This window comes from Streptomyces olivochromogenes (assembly GCF_021538895.1).
GTDB classification, from domain to species: Bacteria; Actinomycetota; Actinomycetes; order Streptomycetales; family Streptomycetaceae; genus Streptomyces; species Streptomyces olivochromogenes_A.
The window spans coordinates 1-16,371 of sequence record NZ_JADDRL010000048.1; the positions used below are offsets into that span (position 1 = coordinate 1).

Genomic DNA, 16,371 nt, shown 5'->3' on the forward strand with positions numbered 1-16,371 from the left:
GCACCGGGCGGACGACTGTGAAGCCCTCGCCGACGCCGTACTCACCGACCTGCTCCCGCCCGGTGACGCCACCGACGACACCGCCCTGGTCATCGTGCGCCTGTGAAGGGCGGTGCCGGACCCCGGCGCCTGTCGTCGGACTCCCGCCGTCCGGTTGCTACTTCTTGGCGGAGGTGCGGTGGCGCTCTATCTCCAGGGCGAGGTCGCCGCGCTCCCTGCGCGCCGTGTCCGCCTCCTCGCGCACCTTGTCGAGGCGCTCCTCGAGCTGCGCGACCCGCTCGCGGTAGCGGTCCAGTTCGGCCCGTACGAACTCGGCGTCGGCCACCTGCTGCGCCGTCTCCTTGCGGATCTTCTCCGTCTCCGCTTCGAACTTCTCGTTGGCGTCGTCCAGTTCGGCGATGGCCATCTCCGCGGCCTCTTCCGCCAGCGCCGTGCGCTGCTCGGCGGCCAGGGTCCGCTGGGCCGAGGCCTTGGTCACGGTCTCGATGCGCGCCTCGGCGGCGGCCGAGTCCGTGACGATCGCCAACTCCTCGATGTAGACGGGCAGATCCGTGGCCAGCCGGGTCATGAGCGCCAGGAGATCGTCGCGGCCGCCCGTGGCCCCGTCCCGCGCGGATTCCATCGTCGGTACCGCCTCTGCGGCCTGCACAGCCTCCGCCGGCTCCCCGGCCTGGGTGTCGGTCCCTGCCTTGGCCGCCTTCTTGGCCTCGGCCACCTGGCGCTTCTCCTCCTTGCGCTGCTGCCGCTTGGCGCGGAACTTGCGGAAGGCCCCGAGCGCGTTGTGGTCGGGGTGAGCGCAGTAACGAGGCGCCGGGTCCTCGGGCGTCGGCGCCGCGGGAGGATGGGTGCAGTCCGGGTAAGCGCAGACCGCAAGCGTCTCGACAGTCATCTTCTCGCCTTTCCAGCGATGTTCAGGACGTTCGTCGATCACGCTAGAGGCGGACGGGGCCGAACGGGCGTCCTGCCGACTGGGCGTCAGCGATCGGTAAGAAGTCGTCAGCCCTTGCCGAGAAGCACGAGAAGCAGCTTGCGGTCAGTGCAGATAGGCGGGCGACACCGCCGCCGTGCTGATCCGTCGCGCCCGCCCCGAACCGTCCGCCGGGACCTCGTACAGATCGGCGCCGTAGTCCCCTGGCAGGGCGTACACGATCGTGCGGGCGTCCTTCCACACCGCCTGGTCGTCGACGCTTCTCGACTCGGCCAGCGGCGTCTCGCGCATCGTGCGCAGGTCGAGGACGTACAGATGCCAGGGGGCGTCCTTCGGGAGGCCCGCCACCCGCTTCTTGTAGGCGATGCGGGTGCCGTCGGGGGAGAGGGAGGGGCATTCGACGTTCGTGTGGAGGGTGGTGACCGTACGTGCGTGCAGGTCGCCCCGGACCAGATAGGTGTGCCCCCCGGTCGCCAGCGTCGCGTAGAACGTGCGGTCGTCCCCGGCGAACGTCACGCCCCAGAAGTTCACGTCCGCCGCGCGGTACGGACGGCCGTCCTTGACGATCCGGAAGGCCTCCAGGGACGGGATCAGCCGTCCCGTGCGGGTGTCCACGATCGCCGCGCGCGTGGAGAAGTTCGTACCGGCGTACGAGTCACCGCCCACGAACGCCGTCCAGGCGGCGTACCGACCGGTGGGGGAGACCCGGGCGCGGGACGGGATGCCCGGGACGTCGTAGCGGTCCCGGGTGCGCAGGCGGGAGTCCAGGATCAGGGCGCGGTAGGTGTCGGAGACGGCTCCGTGCACCGCCTGGAGGCACACTCCGGTGCCCGAGCCGGCGTAGAAACGCAGGCACTTGACGCCCGAGGCGGTGCGCGGGCCGGCCGGGTCCGTCGCCGGGACCGTGGTCAGCTCGTCGCGGTGCGGGCCCCAGGCCATGTTGCGGAACACCATGCGGCCGGGGCCCGTGAGCGTGACCTTGCCCGAGGTGACCCGGGGGCCGCCGGCCTGGGTGTGGTCGCGGCGGTCCGCCCGGGCCGACGCGTGCAGGACGGAGGCCAGGCCGACGGCCGCCAGGACGGCGACGGCGCCGAGCAGGATCAGGATGCGGGTGCGTACGGTCATCCCGTTGCCGTGCCTTTCGGGCGCAGAGGGGTCGGGTTTTTCGGGCGGAGGGTGTAGGAGAACGCCGCGCACGCCGCCAGTGCCGCGGTCGCCGCCACCAGGGCCGTACGGTCGCCCCACAGCGTCCAGGCCGCGCCGAACAGGAGCGAGCAGGCGAACCGGGCCAGCGCCTGTCCGGTCTGGACGACGGCCAGGCCCGACGAGCGCAGTTCCTCGGGCACGCGGTCCGAGGCCGCGGCCATCAGCACGCCGTCGGTGGCCGCGTAGAAGCCGCCGTGCAGGGTGAGGACCGCGTACGGCAGGGCGGTGCCGTGCCAGGAGGTGAGCAGCAGGGCGTACGCCAGGAGCAGGGAGCCATGGCCCGCCAGGAACACCCGCCAGCGGCCGGCGCGGTCCGCCAGGCGGCCCAGCGGCACCGCGAGGAGCAGGAACGCCGCGGCGGTCCCCAGCGGCAGCAGGGCGAACCAGCGGTCGGGGACGCCGAGCCGGCGTTGCAGCAGGAGGTAGATGAAGGAGTCGCTGACCGTGGCCAGGCCCAGCAGCAGGGCGCAGATCGTGAGGCGGCGCAGATCGCGCCGCCTCAGCAGGGCGAGCGCGGCGCGCAGGGTGGGCCGCACCGCGTCCGTGGCCGGCCGCGCCGCGGCGTCGGCCTGCGCCGGACCGTCCTCGCTCCCCTGAGGGGCCTCAGGGGTCTGTGCGACCGGCACCCGCTTGCCCGGCACGAACAGCACCAGTACCAGCACACCCGTCACGGCCACGCAGAAGCTGACCGTGAACACCGCGTCGTAGCCGTCCACCGTCGCCCGCAGGATCAGGAAGGCGGCCAGGGGCCCGAGCAGCGCGCCCGCCGTGTCCATCGCGCGGTGCACCCCGAAGGAGCGGCCACGGGTCTCGGGCGTGCTGGACAGGGAGATCAGTGCGTCGCGGGGCGCCGTGCGCAGGCCCTTGCCGGTGCGGTCGGCGGCCAGGATCAGGCCGATGGGCGTGAGGGAGTGCGCGAGCAGCAGCAGCGGCTTGCACAGGGCCGAGATGCCGTAGCCGAGCCCGGCCACCCACTTGTGGCGGCCCCCGCCCCGGTCGGCCAGGTGGCCCCCGGCCAGGCGGACCAGCGCCGAGAAGCCGTTGTAGATGCCGTCCAGGAGGCCGAAGCCCAGGGGCGACAGGCCCAGGCCCGCCACCAGGTACAGCGGCAGCACCGCGGTGACCATCTCGGACGAGACGTCGGTGATCAGACTGACCGTGCCCAGCGCGAGCACCGTGGGGGCGACCGCGGCACGGCGCCGCCCGGCCACAACGGGCCGGACGGCGCCTTCCGCGGAGGCCGGCGCGTCGGGGGAACTCGCGCGGCTGTCCGCTACGTACACGTCACGGCGCCCAGATGCCGGTGATGTCCCTGGCGGAGGCCGCGTTGCCCGCGTGCGCGGAGAGGCCCTGGGTGTCCTCCAGGGTGCGCAGCAGGTCGTAGTGGTTGTAGGTGGTGGAGGAGGACGACCCCGGCGTCACCTGCTGGCCGTACAGGACGGTCGGGATGCGGTTGCCGCTGAGCCGGTTGTCCTCGTCGAAGGTGACGACGAGCAGGCTGTTGTGGGTCTTGGCCCAGGTGGCGTAGGCGCCCAGGTTGTTCTTCAGCCAGGTGTCACCGGTCGACACCGAGCAGTCGTGCATGTCGCTGCACAGGTTCGGGACCACGAACGACATCTGCGGGAGCGTGGAGTAGTCGCTCGGGAACTGGGTGAACGTCTTCGCCGTCGAGGTCGGTACGTTGCTGAAGCCGAACCACGGGTTGTGCTTGCGCGCGTAGCGGCCGCTGCTGCAGGTGGTCGAGCCCTGGCTGGGCAGCGACTCGTTGTAGCTGGCCCACGTGCGGCCCGCGGCGATCACCTCGGAGGCCAGGTTCGCCTTCGAGGAGAAGCCCGGGGTGTAGCAGCTGTCGTCCGTGATGCCCTGGGTGGAGCCGGAGAACAGCGCGAAGTAGTTCGGTTGGCTGGGGTGGGTCTCGGCGTAGGACTGGCTGAGGTTGGCGCCGCCGGTCCTCAGCGAGTTGATGTACGGGGCGCTGGAGGAGCCGATGACCTGGCTGTAGGCGTGGTTCTCGAAGACCACGACGACCACGTGGTCCGGGGAAGGCACGGCGCCCGCGGCGTGCGCGGATCCGTTGCCGAGGCCGGTCCACAGCCCGATCGCGGCCGCGGCCAGGGCCGTACCGGACGCCACCATGGCGCGGGCACGGCGAAACGCCGAGCTGGCAGAACTGCCGGACACATCAACCTCCGGTAGGGGGAAGGACGGGGTTGGCGGTGCGGACAGAGCATGCGCACGCCATCATTCCCGTTCCTCACGGGCCGCAACCGGGCGGATGAAGACCGTGTGAACTACTCCTGAGTGTGGGCCAGTTGAGTCGGCACCCGGTGGGGCGGTCCGGTGGCCCGCTTGCGATACACCCGGCTCGCCCAGCCTCCCCCTGGGGGGCTATGCGCGGCGCCACCGGGTCTGACTGAACGGTCCGCCCTTTCCGAAGCCGAACACCGTCCCCGGGGTCACCGAGTAGACGAGGGCCCGTCCGGAGTCGTGATGGAAGGACCCGTCGCGCACCTCGAAGCGCCAGCCACTGCCGTACTTCGCCTGCCACGCGGCCGCCAGGGCGCGCAGCCGCCCCTCGTCGGACACCCGCACGGCCTCGCCCTCCACCACCAGGTCGTAGCCCTTGTCCCAGGTGTTCGTGCCGGTGGTGAGGACGACGTGCGGGCTGTGCTCCAGGTTGCGCGCCTTGCGCTCCTCGGGGCCGGTGCAGAAGTGCAGCGCGCCGTCCGCCCACACCGCGAGCAGCGGAGTCACGTGCGGTCGCCCGTCCGGCCGTACGGTGGAGATCCAGAACAGCTCGGCCGCGGCGAGCCGCTCCGCGACCGTGGACCAGGCGGGCGCGGCGGCGTCCGGGTCGGAGTAACGGCGGTCCAGCTCGCCCTGGGGTTCCTGCATGGTGCCTCCTCGGAACGGCGGTTGCCCGCGCAGGGGACCGGTCGACGGTCTCCCCGCCGATGAGACCGGGCACGGCGGCGGAACTCATCGGTGTCCGCCCCGGAGCCGGTGTCGGTCGGTGCGGTTAGGCTCGGGCCAGGACGACCTTGATCCGAGGGGAGGCCGCGGATGACGCCGGGGCGCAGGAGCAGTACGTTCACTCGGCTGCTGCGGCACGGATTCACGGACCCCTCGGCCGCCGAGCGGCTGCTGGACAGCGACGAGCTCGCGCCCGTGCGCAACGACCCGTTCCTGCTGGAGGCACTGGGTGCCACCGCAGAGCCGGACCTCGCCCTGCACGGCCTGGTGCGGCTCCTGGAGGCCCAGCCCGGTCCCACGGCCCGCCGCGAGCTCCTGGACACGCTGATAGCCGCCAAGCCGCTGCGGGACCGACTGCTCGGCGTCCTCGGTGCCTCCGCCGCCCTCGCCGACCACCTCACCCGGCATCCGCGCGACTGGGAGGCGCTGGTCACGTACGAGCCCCGGGACCTGCACCCCGGGGTGGAGGAGTTCGAGCGGGGCCTCGCGCAGGCCACCGACCCGGTCTCCCTGCGCGTCGCCTACCGCCGCTGCCTGCTGTCCATCGCCGCCCGCGACGTGTGCGGCACCACGGGCGTCGCCGAGACCGCCGCCGAGCTCGCCGACCTGGCCACCGCCACCCTGCGGGCCGCGCTCGGCATCGCGCGGGCCGCCGCGCCCGACGACGCCGCGCTGTGCCGGCTCGCGGTGATCGCGATGGGCAAGTGCGGCGGCCACGAGCTGAACTACGTCTCCGACGTGGACGTGATCTTCGTCGGGGAGGCCCTGGGGGCACCCCCAGGCCCTTCAGGCACTGGGGGAGGCGCCGACGAGGGCAAGGCGCTCAGGTCGGCCACCAAGCTCGCCTCGCACATGATGCGGATCTGCTCGGAGACCACGGTCGAGGGCTCCATCTGGCCCGTGGACGCCAATCTGCGCCCCGAGGGCCGCAACGGCCCCCTCGTGCGCACCCTGAGCAGCCACCTCGCCTACTACCAGCGCTGGGCCAAGACCTGGGAGTTCCAGGCGCTGCTCAAGGCCCGCCCGGTGGCCGGGGACCTGGAGCTCGGGCAGCAGTACATCGCCGCCGTCGAACCGCTGGTCTGGAAGGCCGCCGAGCGCGAGAACTTCGTCGCCGACGTGCAGAAGATGCGCCGCCGCGTCGTCGAGAACATCCCCGCCGCCGAGGTCGACCGCGAGCTGAAGCTGGGCCCCGGCGGCCTCAGAGACGTCGAATTCGCCGTCCAGCTGCTGCAGTTGGTGCACGGCCGCTCCGACGCCTCGCTGCGCAGCGGCACCACGCTGGACGCCCTGCAGGCCCTGGCCGCCGGCGGCTACGTCGGCCGCGCCGACGGTTCCCAGCTCGACGAGGCCTACCGCTTCCTGCGCTCCATGGAGCACCGCATCCAGCTCTACCGGTTGCGCCGCACCCACCTCGTCCCCGAGAGCGACGCCGATCTGCGCCGCCTCGGCCGCTCGCTCGGGCTGCGCGCCGACCCGGTGGCCGAGCTGACCCGCGAGTGGAAGCGGCACACCGGTGTCGTACGCCGCCTGCACGAGAAGATCTTCTACCGCCCGCTGCTCGACGCCGTCGCCCAACTCGCCCCGGGCGAGGCCCGGCTGAGCGCCGAGGCGGCCCGCGAACGGCTGGTCGCCCTCGGCTACGCGGACCCCGCCACCGCCCTGCGCCACCTGGAGGCGCTGGCCTCCGGCGTCACCCGCAAGGCCGCCATCCAACGCACCCTGCTGCCCGTCCTGTTGGGCTGGTTCGCGGACTCGGCCGACCCGGACGCGGGCCTGCTGAACTTCCGCAAGGTCTCGGACGCGCTCGGCAAGACCCCTTGGTATCTGCGGCTGTTGCGGGACGAGGGCGCGGCGGCGGAGAACCTCGCCCGCGTCCTGTCCGCCGGCCGCCTCGCCCCCGACCTGCTGATGCGCGCCCCCGAGGCGGTGGCCCTGCTCGGCGACGGGGACCGCGGCAGCGGGCTGGAACCGCGCGTCCGCGTCCACCTGGAACAGGAGATCCTCGCCGCGGTCGGCCGCGCCGAGAACGCCGAGCAGGCCGTCGCCGCCGCCCGTGGCGTCCGCCGCCGCGAGCTGTTCCGTACGGCCGCCGCGGACATCGTCGACTCCTACGGCACCGAGGCGAACCCCGCCGAGCCCGACCAGGGCGCGCTGGTCGACCGGGTCGGCAGCGCGGTCTCCGACCTCACGGCGGCGACCCTCGCGGGCACGCTGCGGGCCGTCGTCCGCGAGGGCTGGGGCGACACCCTGCCCACCCGGTTCACGATCATCGGCATGGGCCGCTTCGGCGGCCACGAGCTGGGTTACGGCTCCGACGCCGACGTGCTGTTCGTGCACGAGCCGTGGGAGGGCGTCGAGGAACGGGAGGCCTCGGAGGCGGCCAGCAAGGTGGTCGCCGAGATGCGCCGCCTGCTGCAGGTCCCCAGCGCCGACCCGCCGCTGCTCATCGACGCCGACCTGCGCCCGGAGGGCAAGTCCGGGCCGCTCGTGCGCACCCTCAAGTCGTACGCGGCGTACTACCGCCGTTGGTCCCTGGTCTGGGAGTCGCAGGCGCTGCTGCGGGCCGAGCCCGTCGCCGGGGACGAGGACCTGGGCCGTCGTTTCGTCGACCTGATCGACCCCCTGCGCTACCCGGTGGAGGGCCTGGGCGACGAGGCGGTGCGCGAGATCCGGCGTCTGAAGGCGCGCATGGAGTCCGAGCGGCTGCCGCGCGGCTCCGACCCGAAGCTGCACACCAAGCTCGGCCCCGGTGGCCTGTCCGACGTGGAGTGGACGGTCCAGCTGCTCCAGCTGCGGCACGGCTGGGTGGAGCCGGGCCTGCGCACCACCCGTACCCGCGAGGCGCTGGCCGCCGCCCGCGCGGCCGACCTGATCTCCACCGAGGACGCCGAGACCCTGGACGAGGCCTGGGTGCTGGCCACTCGGGTCCGCAACGCGGTCATGCTGGTCCGCGGCCGGGCCGGCGACACCTTCCCCACCGACGGCCGCGAGCTCGCCGCGGTCGGCCGCTACCTCGGCTACGGCGACGGCCACGTCGGCGACATGCTCGACGCCTACCGCCGCACCACCCGCCGGGCCCGCACGGTGGTGGAGGAACTCTTCTACGCCGCGTGATCCACCGGACGGGCGCCGGGCCCCTGCCGGGAAGCTCAGCAGTGGCCGCCGGACCGGGCTCAGGGCAGGTCCGGCGGGATGAGGTCGGAGCTGGCCGACGGTGCCACTGCGGCGCCAATGAGCGGGGGCTGGTGCGGGCAGCTGCAAGGTGGAGGAGGGCGTCGACGCGAGGGGGGTCCCCCGCGCGAGCGAAGCCGAGCGTGGGGGAGTCGGCAACCGACGACAACACGGCAGATGGGCGTGCAGGGCCCCGCGTCTCAGGCCCGATCCGCCGGACCGGCCCTAGGCCTCGCTCGGCAGCAGTGGGCCGTCCGTGCTCCTGTGGGGTGCCGGGCGGGGGAGGGCGTAGGGCAGGGCGCCGTACCAGAGCCGGGCCACGGTGAAGCCGAAGGCGAGGCAGAGGATGCCGCCGACCGCGTCGAGCCAGAAGTGGTTGGCGGTGGCGACGATGACGAGCAGGGTGGTCGCCGGGTAGAGCAGGCCCAGCACGCGCACCCACGGCACGGAGGCCAGCGCGAAGATGGTCAGCCCGCACCACAGGGACCAGCCGATGTGCATGGACGGCATCGCTGCGTACTGGTTCGACATGTTCTTCAGATCGCCGGACGCCATGGAACCCCAGGTGTGGTGGACCATGACGGTGTCGACGAAGTGGCCGCCGCGCATCAGGCGGGGCGGGGCCAGGGGGAACAGGTAGTAGCCGACCAGGGCGACGCCCGTCGTCGCGAACAGCACCAGACGGGTCGCCGCGTAGCGGCCGGGATGGCTGCGGTACAGCCACACCAGCACACCCAGCGTCACCACGAAGTGCAGCGTCGCGTAGTAGTAGTTCATGCCCACGATCAGCCAAGACACCGAGTTCAGGCCGTGGTTGACCGACTCCTCGACGGCGATGCCCAGGTGGTGCTCCAGCCGCCACAGCCAGTCGGCGTTGTGCAGTGCCTTGCCCCGCTGCTCCGGAACCGCGTTGCGGATGAGCGAGTACGTCCAGTAACTCACCGCGATCAGCAGGATCTCGAACCAGAGACGGGGCCGCCGGGGAGTGCGCATCCGACGCAGAAGTCCCTGCCCGCCCTCGCCCGTGACGGCCCGCGGAACGGCCACCTGGTCGCGACCTTCCGGTTCTGTCACGGTCGAGTCACTCATGGGCACAGAGTCTGCCAGAAAAGCCTTCTTCGACAGATCATCCCAAGGTCGGGTCCGTGACGCATGTCCTACGGCGCACGGACTCCCGGCTCTCCTACCAGGGAAGTGGCCGCGTCCGTCGGTCTTCCGTCCGAAGGACGATTCCGGACGATTCCAGCGAGACTCAAGGGCGATTCCGGTCACCGGGGGCCGAAGCGGTCGAACCGCGCACCACCAGCTCCGGCATGAAGACGAACTCGCTGTGCGGGGCGGGAGTCCCGCCGATCTCCTCCAGCAGCGTGCGCACCGAGGCCTGCCCCATCGCCGGCACCGGCTTGCGGATCGTCGTCAGCGGCGGGTCCGTGAAGGCGATCAGGGGGGAGTCGTCGAAGCCCACCACCGAGATGTCCCGGGGTACTTCCAGGCCGCGCTGCCGGGCCGCGCGTATCGCGCCCAGGGCCATCATGTCGCTCGCGCAGACGATGGCCGTGCAGGCCCGGTCGATGAGCGAGGTGGCGGCCGCCTGGCCGCCCTCCAGGGTGTAGAGGGAGTGCTGGACCAGCTCCGCCTCGACCACCTCGGGGCTCAGCCCTAGCTGGTCCTGCATCGCGCGCAGGAAGCCCTCGATCTTGCGCTGCACCGGCACGAACCGCTTGGGACCCAGCGCCAGGCCGATCCGCGTGTGCCCCAGCGACACCAGGTGCGTCACCGCCAGCGTCATCGCCGCCCGGTCGTCGGGGGAGATGAAGGGCGCCTGCACCTTCGGGGAGAAACCGTCGACCAGCACGTACGGCACGCCCTGGGCCCGCAGCCGCTCGTAGCGCTCCATGTCGGCCGTGGTGTCCGCGTGCAGTCCGGAGACGTAGATGATGCCCGCGACCCCGCGGTCCACGAGCATCTCGGTCAGCTCGTCCTCGGTGGACCCGCCCGGCGTCTGCGTGGCGAGCACCGGGGTGTATCCCTGCCGGGTCAGCGCCTGGCCGATGACCTGGGCGAGGGCGGGGAATATCGGGTTCTCCAGCTCCGGCGTGATCAGGCCCACCAGGCCCTCACTGCGCTGCCGCAGCCGTACCGGACGCTCGTAGCCGAGCACGTCCAGCGCGGCCAGCACGGACTGGCGGGTGGTGGCAGCGACGCCCGGCTTCCCATTGAGGACCCGGCTCACCGTCGCTTCGCTCACCCCCGCCTGCGCTGCGATGTCGGCAAGCCGTGTGGTCACGGCACTGGACTGTACCGGCCGTATCTCGCCTTGCACACCGATCGGACGTCGTGCGCGAGCGCTCCCACGGCTCACTGCGGGTTGCTGCGTCATCCGCGTCCTCGTCCTTCTCGTCGGCTCGTGGGCCGGTCGGCTGGTCATCGTCGTCCGGCCTGCAAGGGGATGATCCCCGTACCGGAAAGGTATGGCAAGAGCTTGCAGAGTCTTGCACAAGTGTCCGTCAACCCGCTGATCGGCAGCGGATCAGGGTTGCGGGGGAATAGAGCCCAGGTCACGGCGGGGTAACTGTCGTGTTCTCTTGCACTTTTTTTCTGCAAGGTCTTTCGCAACGCTTACATCGCTGTTACGTTCTCGACGCCCGGCGGCCGCAAAGGCGCAGTCGGCAAGTCGCAGGGGCGGCGGACGGGACCGCTCACTGCACCACTCGGGCTTTGACCCTCAAGGAGAACTCATGCGGCGTGGCATAGCGGCCTCCGCGCTGGTGGCGTCCCTCGCCCTCACGGCGACGGCGTGCGGCGGGAGCGACAGCGGGAGCGACAACGGCGACAAGGCTTCCGGCCCGGTCACCATTACTTGGTGGGACACGTCCAACGCCACGAATGAGGCACCGACGTACCAGGCCCTGATCAAGGACTTCGAGGCCGCCAACAAGAACATCAAGGTCAAGTACGTCAACGTCCCCTTCGACCAGGCGCAGAACAAGTTCGACACCGCCGCCGGTTCCAAGGGCGCCCCGGACATCCTGCGCTCCGAGGTCGGCTGGACCCCGGCCTTCGCCAAGAAGAGCTACCTGCTGCCGCTGGACGGCACCGAGGCTCTCGCGGACAAGGACAAGTTCAAGTCCAACCTGATCACCCAGGCCCAGTACGAGGGCAAGACGTACGGTGTGCCGATCGTCACCGACACCCTCGCGCTCGTCTACAACAAGGCGATCTTCAAGAAGGCCGGCATCACCGAGGCCCCCAAGACCTGGGACGAGCTGAAGTCCGACGCCGCCAAGGTCAAGGCCAAGACCAAGATCGACGGTTACTGGGGCTCCACCCAGGCCTACTACGCGCAGTCCTTCCTCTACGGCGAGGGCACCGACACCGTCGACGCCTCCGCCAAGAAGATCACGGTGAACTCCGACGCCGCCAAGAAGGCGTACGGCACCTGGCTGGGCCTCTTCTCCGGCAAGGGCCTGCACAAGGCCGACACGACCGCCGACGCGTACGCCCACATCCAGGACGCGTTCGTCAACGGCAAGGTCGCCGCGATCATCCAGGGCCCCTGGGAGATCACGAACTTCTACAAGGGCTCGGCCTTCGCGGACAAGTCCAACCTGGGCATCGCCACCGTCCCGGCCGGCTCCTCCGGCAAGGCGGGCGCCCCGACCGGCGGCCACAACCTCTCGGTCTACGCCGGCTCCGACAAGGCCCACCAGGCCGCCGCGCTGAAGTTCGTCAACTTCATGACCTCGGCGAAGTCCCAGTCGACCATCGCCCTGAAGAACTCCACGCTGCCCACCCGCGACGACGCCTACACCGACCAGGTCAAGGCCGACCCGGGCATCGCCGGCTACGGCACGGTCCTCTCCGCCGCCCAGCCGCGCCCCGCGCTGCCGGAGTACAGCTCCCTGTGGGGCCCGCTGGACACCGAGCTGCCGAAGATCGCCGGTGGCAAGGAGTCCCTGGACAAGGGTCTGAGCAACGTTGAGCTCGCGATCCAGAAGCTGGTTCCGGACTTCAGCAAGTAAGTCCCGAGTGGCCGCCGGATCTTCCCCCAAGCTCTCGACTTCGCTCGAGCAGGGGGGACCCCCACTTCTGACTGGGGGGAGAGATCCGGCGGCCACCGGCCGTGCCCAGCCCGTCCCCCTTGAACATCCAGAAGGTGTCGAACCATGACAGTCGCCATCGACCGCGCGACCGGTAAGCGCCGCGGTGACGCGCCTCGGCCCGGGCTGGGCCAGCGCCTGAAGCACGGATTCCAGAAGCACTGGTACGCCTACGCGATGATCGCCCCGGTGGTCGTCGTGCTCGGTGTCCTGGTGATCTACCCCCTGGTGTACGGCCTCTACCTGACGCTCACCGACGCCAACAGCCTCAACACGGCCCGCACCATCGGCGTCAACCACATCGATGCGACGTACAAGTTCATCGGCCTCGACAACTACAAGGACATCCTGTTCGGCCCGACGTCGTACGACCGCTTCTGGTCGCACTTCATCTGGACGATCGTGTGGACGGCGCTCTGTGTCGCCCTCCACTACGGCATCGGTCTCGGCCTCGCCCTGCTGCTCAACCAGAAGCTGCGCGGCCGCACCTTCTACCGGCTGGTCCTGATCCTGCCCTGGGCCGTGCCCACCTTCGTCACCGTGTTCGGCTGGCGCTTCATGCTCGCCGACGGCGGCATCATCAACTCCTTCCTCCACACGCTCCACCTGCCGGCGCCGGACTGGCTGGAGGACACCTTCTGGCAGCGCTTCGCCGCCATCATGGTCAACACCTGGTGCGGTGTGCCGTTCATGATGGTCTCGCTGCTCGGCGGCCTGCAGTCCATCGACGCCTCCCTCTACGAGGCCGCCGAGATGGACGGCGCCAACGCCTGGCAGCGCTTCCGGTACGTCACCCTGCCGGGGCTCAGGTCCGTCAGCTCCACCGTCGTACTCCTCGGCGTCATCTGGACCTTCAACCAGTTCGCCGTCATCTTCCTGCTGTTCGGCAGCACCGCCCCCGACGCGCAGATCCTGGTCACCTGGGCCTACTACCTCGGCTTCGGACAGCAGCCGCGTGACTTCGCCCAGTCCGCCGCCTACGGCATCCTGCTGCTGGCCATCCTGATCGTCTTCACCTCGTTCTACCGCCGCTGGCTGAACCGCAATGAGCAGCAGCTCGCGATCTGAGGCAGGAGCCCCCATGAGCACCACGACACCCGAGATCACCGACGAGAATCCGGTGACCCCCGAGGCTCCCGCCGCGCCGAACCGCGGCCCGGCGCGCCGGCGCGGCGAGCGCGGCCTCCTCGGCTCCCTCGCCTCCCACGGCATCCTGACCGTCGCGAGCCTGATCGCGCTCTTCCCGATCGCCTGGCTGCTCTTCCTCTCGCTCGGCCCGGACAAGGACGACTACCTCCACCCCGGAGGCATCTGGTCGAAGATGACCTTCGACAACTACTCGTTCGTCCTGCAGCACACGAACTTCTTCGACTGGCTGAAGAGTTCGCTGATCGTCTCGCTGGGCACCACGGTCGTCGGCGTGCTGGTGGCCGCGACCACCGGCTACGCCGTCTCCCGCATGCGCTTCCCCGGCTACAAGAAGCTGATGTGGGTGCTGCTGGTCACCCAGATGTTCCCGATCGCCGTGCTCATCGTGCCGATGTACCAGATCCTCTCGGACCTGCAGCTCATCGACACCTACCTGGGCCTGATCGTCGTCTACTGCTCGACCGCGGTGCCCTACAGCGCCTGGCTGCTCAAGGGCTACTTCGACACCATCCCGTTCGAGATCGACGAGGCGGGACGCGTCGACGGCCTGAGCCCCTTCGGCACCTTCACCCGGCTGATCCTGCCGCTCGCCAAGCCCGGCCTCGCGGTCGCGGCCTTCTACAACTTCATCACCGCCTTCGGCGAGGTCGCCTTCGCCTCGACGTTCATGCTGGACGACAGCAAGTACACCTTCGCCGTCGGTCTGCAGAGCTTCGTCAGCGAGCACGACGCCCAGCGCAACCTGATGGCGGCCACCGCGGTACTGGTCGCGATACCCGTGTCCGCGTTCTTCTACCTCGTACAGAAGAACCTGGTCGCCGGCCTCACCGCCGGCGGCACGAAGGGCTGACCCCTTCGGGGAAAAGGCTCCCGCGCGCCTGTCCGCGCGGGTGGCGGCCGCGGTGCACCTCCGACCCCGCTGGCACCGCGGCCGCCTCACCAGCCCGTCGCCCCACCCACGCTTCCACGACCCGACAGCCCTCCGCCCCAGGCCTCACCCGGGCGGGGGACCCCCCTCGCATCAAGGACGCCATGAGCCAGCACTCCGCCGACCCGGCACCGAACTCCGCCGTCGCCACCGTCGCCAAGCGCCGCGACTGGTGGCGGGACGCGGTGATCTACCAGGTCTATCCGCGCAGCTTCGCCGACAGCAACGGCGACGGCATGGGCGACCTGGAGGGCGTACGTTCCAGACTTCCGTATCTGCGCGACCTCGGCGTGGACGCCGTGTGGCTCAGCCCCTTCTACGCCTCGCCGCAGGCCGACGCCGGCTACGACGTCGCCGACTACCGTGCCGTGGACCCCATGTTCGGCAACCTGCTCGACGCCGACGCGCTGATCCGCGACGCGCACGGGCTGGGCCTGCGCATCATCGTCGACCTGGTCCCCAACCACTCCTCCGACCAGCACGAATGGTTCAAGCGCGCGCTCGCCGAGGGTCCCGGCTCCCCGCTGCGGGACCGCTACTACTTCCGCCCCGGCAAGGGCGAGAACGGCGAACTCCCGCCCAACGACTGGGAGTCGATCTTCGGCGGCCCGGCGTGGACCCGGGTCACCGAGCCGGACGGCACCCCCGGCGAGTGGTACCTCCACCTCTTCGCCCCCGAGCAGCCCGACTTCAACTGGGAGCACCCGGCCGTCGGCGACGAGTTCCGCTCCATCCTCCGGTTCTGGCTGGACATGGGCGTCGACGGCTTCCGCATCGACGTGGCCCACGGCATGGTGAAGGCGAAGGGCCTGCCGGACCTCGGTTCCCACGACCAGTTGAAGCTGCTCGGTAACGATGTCATGCCGTTCTTCGACCAGGACGGCGTGCACGACATCTACCGCCAGTGGCGCACGATCCTCGACGAGTACGCGGGCGAGCGGATCTTCGTGGCGGAGGCCTGGACGCCGACCGTCGAGCGCACCGCCAACTACGTCCGCCCGGACGAGCTCCACCAGGCCTTCAACTTCCAGTACCTCGGTACGGAGTGGGAGGCGCCGGAGCTGCGCCAGGTCATCGACCGCACCCTGGAGGCCATGCGCCCGGTCGGCGCCCCCGCCACCTGGGTGCTGTCCAACCACGACGTCACCCGCCACGCCACCCGCTTCGCCAACCCGCCCGGCCTCGGCACCCAGATCCGCACCGCGGGCGACCGCGAGCTGGGCCTGCGCCGCGCCCGCGCCGCCAGCCTCCTCATGCTGGCGCTGCCCGGTTCGGCGTACGTCTACCAGGGCGAGGAGCTCGGCCTGCCGGACGTCGTCGACCTGCCCGACGAGGTGCGCCAGGACCCGGCGTTCTTCCGGGGCGAAGGCCAGGACGGCTTCCGCGACGGCTGCCGGGTGCCGATCCCGTGGACGCGGGAGGGCTCCTCGTACGGCTTCGGCAGCGGCGGCAGCTGGCTTCCGCAGCCCGCGAGCTGGGGCGAGCTGAGCGTCGAGGCGCAGCGGGGCGTGGCCGGTTCCACGCTGGAGCTGTACCGCTCGGCGCTGGCCGTCCGCCGCTCGCAGCCCGACCTCGGCGCCGGTGACTCGGTCGAGTGGCTGCGCGCCCCCGAGGGCGTCGTCGCCTTCCGGCGCGGGGAGTTCGTGTGCGTCGCCAACACGACGGGGGAGTCGGTGACGATGCCCGCGTACGGACGTGTGCTGCTCAGCAGCGACGAGGTGACGGAGGCGGACGGCGAGGCGAAGGTGCCCGCGGACACCACGGTGTGGTGGACGGCGGCCTGACGGACGGCGGTCTGACGGACCGTCAGTAGGTAACTTCTTGCATCAACTTTCAACGGCCCGCTGCCCATTTGGGTGGCGGGCCTTTAACATCTCGCCAACCGAAAGGTTTCAGCAAGGTTTCAGCAAGAG

12 protein-coding genes are annotated in these 16,371 nt (G+C 70.8%); 5 read left to right on the plus strand and 7 right to left on the minus strand.

The annotated features are described in order from the left end of the window. Window positions 1-157: 157 nt before the first annotated feature. From IPZ69_RS23895 to IPZ69_RS23915, 5 genes are all read right to left on the minus strand, one after another. Complete coding sequence (locus tag IPZ69_RS23895; protein ID WP_235456351.1) at window positions 158-889, minus strand: hypothetical protein; 732 nt, start codon at window positions 887-889, stop codon at window positions 158-160. Window positions 890-1,033: 144 nt separating this feature from the next. Further along, entirely contained in the window at window positions 1,034-2,053 is a 1,020-nt protein-coding gene (locus tag IPZ69_RS23900) for a TolB family protein (RefSeq protein ID WP_235456352.1), read from the minus strand. After that, window positions 2,050-3,417 carry an MFS transporter gene (locus IPZ69_RS23905; protein ID WP_235456353.1) on the minus strand — a complete coding sequence of 456 codons (1,368 nt, stop codon included), beginning with the start codon at window positions 3,415-3,417 and terminating at the stop codon, window positions 2,050-2,052. The genes IPZ69_RS23900 and IPZ69_RS23905 overlap by 4 nt, the downstream gene beginning before the upstream one ends. A gap of 1 nt (window position 3,418) precedes the next feature. Beyond that, on the minus strand, window positions 3,419-4,270 hold the full coding sequence (locus IPZ69_RS23910; RefSeq protein ID WP_235456415.1) for an alkaline phosphatase family protein: 852 nt from the start codon (window positions 4,268-4,270) through the stop codon (window positions 3,419-3,421). Between the two features lie 252 nt (window positions 4,271-4,522). Continuing rightward, window positions 4,523-5,029, minus strand: a complete 507-nt coding sequence (locus IPZ69_RS23915; RefSeq protein ID WP_235456354.1) for a pyridoxamine 5'-phosphate oxidase family protein — start codon at window positions 5,027-5,029, stop codon at window positions 4,523-4,525. Between the two features lie 168 nt (window positions 5,030-5,197). Between IPZ69_RS23915 and IPZ69_RS23920 the strand changes: the two genes are divergently transcribed. Continuing rightward, window positions 5,198-8,224 carry a bifunctional [glutamine synthetase] adenylyltransferase/[glutamine synthetase]-adenylyl-L-tyrosine phosphorylase gene (locus IPZ69_RS23920; RefSeq protein WP_235456355.1) on the plus strand — a complete coding sequence of 1,009 codons (3,027 nt, stop codon included), beginning with the start codon at window positions 5,198-5,200 and terminating at the stop codon, window positions 8,222-8,224. 282 nt (window positions 8,225-8,506) lie between these two features. On the opposite strand, the gene IPZ69_RS23925 is transcribed toward IPZ69_RS23920, so the two are convergent. Together IPZ69_RS23925 and IPZ69_RS23930 are read right to left on the minus strand one after the other, a co-directional pair. Next, a complete protein-coding gene (locus tag IPZ69_RS23925; protein ID WP_235456356.1) occupies window positions 8,507-9,370 on the minus strand; it encodes a phosphatase PAP2 family protein in 864 nt (287 codons plus the stop codon). Window positions 9,371-9,533: 163 nt separating this feature from the next. Next, window positions 9,534-10,568 carry a LacI family DNA-binding transcriptional regulator gene (locus IPZ69_RS23930; RefSeq protein ID WP_308407539.1) on the minus strand — a complete coding sequence of 345 codons (1,035 nt, stop codon included), beginning with the start codon at window positions 10,566-10,568 and terminating at the stop codon, window positions 9,534-9,536. A gap of 451 nt (window positions 10,569-11,019) precedes the next feature. On the opposite strand from IPZ69_RS23930, the gene IPZ69_RS23935 reads away from it, so the two are divergent. The 4 genes from IPZ69_RS23935 (at window position 11,020) to IPZ69_RS23950 (ending at window position 16,242) form a co-directional block, all read left to right on the plus strand. Continuing rightward, window positions 11,020-12,303 (plus strand): extracellular solute-binding protein, encoded by a 1,284-nt coding sequence (locus IPZ69_RS23935; protein ID WP_235456358.1) that lies wholly within the window; start codon window positions 11,020-11,022, stop codon window positions 12,301-12,303. Between the two features lie 144 nt (window positions 12,304-12,447). Further along, window positions 12,448-13,449, plus strand: coding sequence for a carbohydrate ABC transporter permease (locus IPZ69_RS23940; RefSeq protein WP_235456360.1), 1,002 nt, complete (start codon window positions 12,448-12,450; stop codon window positions 13,447-13,449). Between the two features lie 13 nt (window positions 13,450-13,462). Further along, complete coding sequence (locus IPZ69_RS23945; protein ID WP_235456361.1) at window positions 13,463-14,380, plus strand: sugar ABC transporter permease; 918 nt, start codon at window positions 13,463-13,465, stop codon at window positions 14,378-14,380. A 182-nt stretch (window positions 14,381-14,562) separates the two neighbouring features. Continuing rightward, window positions 14,563-16,242 (plus strand): glycoside hydrolase family 13 protein, encoded by a 1,680-nt coding sequence (locus tag IPZ69_RS23950; RefSeq protein ID WP_235456362.1) that lies wholly within the window; start codon window positions 14,563-14,565, stop codon window positions 16,240-16,242. Window positions 16,243-16,371: the final 129 nt, after the last annotated feature.

What these genes read in the sequence shown, in the direction of transcription:
- IPZ69_RS23895 (WP_235456351.1), bottom strand. Translation starts at nt 889, where the DNA reads ATGACTGTCGAGACGCTTGCGGTCTGCGCTTACCCGGACTGCACCCAT.
- IPZ69_RS23945 (WP_235456361.1), top strand. Translation starts at nt 13,463, where the DNA reads ATGAGCACCACGACACCCGAGATCACCGACGAGAATCCGGTGACCCCC.
- IPZ69_RS23915 (WP_235456354.1), bottom strand. Translation starts at nt 5,029, where the DNA reads ATGCAGGAACCCCAGGGCGAGCTGGACCGCCGTTACTCCGACCCGGAC.
- IPZ69_RS23950 (WP_235456362.1), top strand. Translation starts at nt 14,563, where the DNA reads ATGAGCCAGCACTCCGCCGACCCGGCACCGAACTCCGCCGTCGCCACC.
- IPZ69_RS23935 (WP_235456358.1), top strand. Translation starts at nt 11,020, where the DNA reads ATGCGGCGTGGCATAGCGGCCTCCGCGCTGGTGGCGTCCCTCGCCCTC.
- IPZ69_RS23900 (WP_235456352.1), bottom strand. Translation starts at nt 2,053, where the DNA reads ATGACCGTACGCACCCGCATCCTGATCCTGCTCGGCGCCGTCGCCGTC.
- IPZ69_RS23925 (WP_235456356.1), bottom strand. Translation starts at nt 9,370, where the DNA reads ATGAGTGACTCGACCGTGACAGAACCGGAAGGTCGCGACCAGGTGGCC.
- IPZ69_RS23910 (WP_235456415.1), bottom strand. Translation starts at nt 4,270, where the DNA reads ATGGTGGCGTCCGGTACGGCCCTGGCCGCGGCCGCGATCGGGCTGTGG.
- IPZ69_RS23920 (WP_235456355.1), top strand. Translation starts at nt 5,198, where the DNA reads ATGACGCCGGGGCGCAGGAGCAGTACGTTCACTCGGCTGCTGCGGCAC.
- IPZ69_RS23940 (WP_235456360.1), top strand. Translation starts at nt 12,448, where the DNA reads ATGACAGTCGCCATCGACCGCGCGACCGGTAAGCGCCGCGGTGACGCG.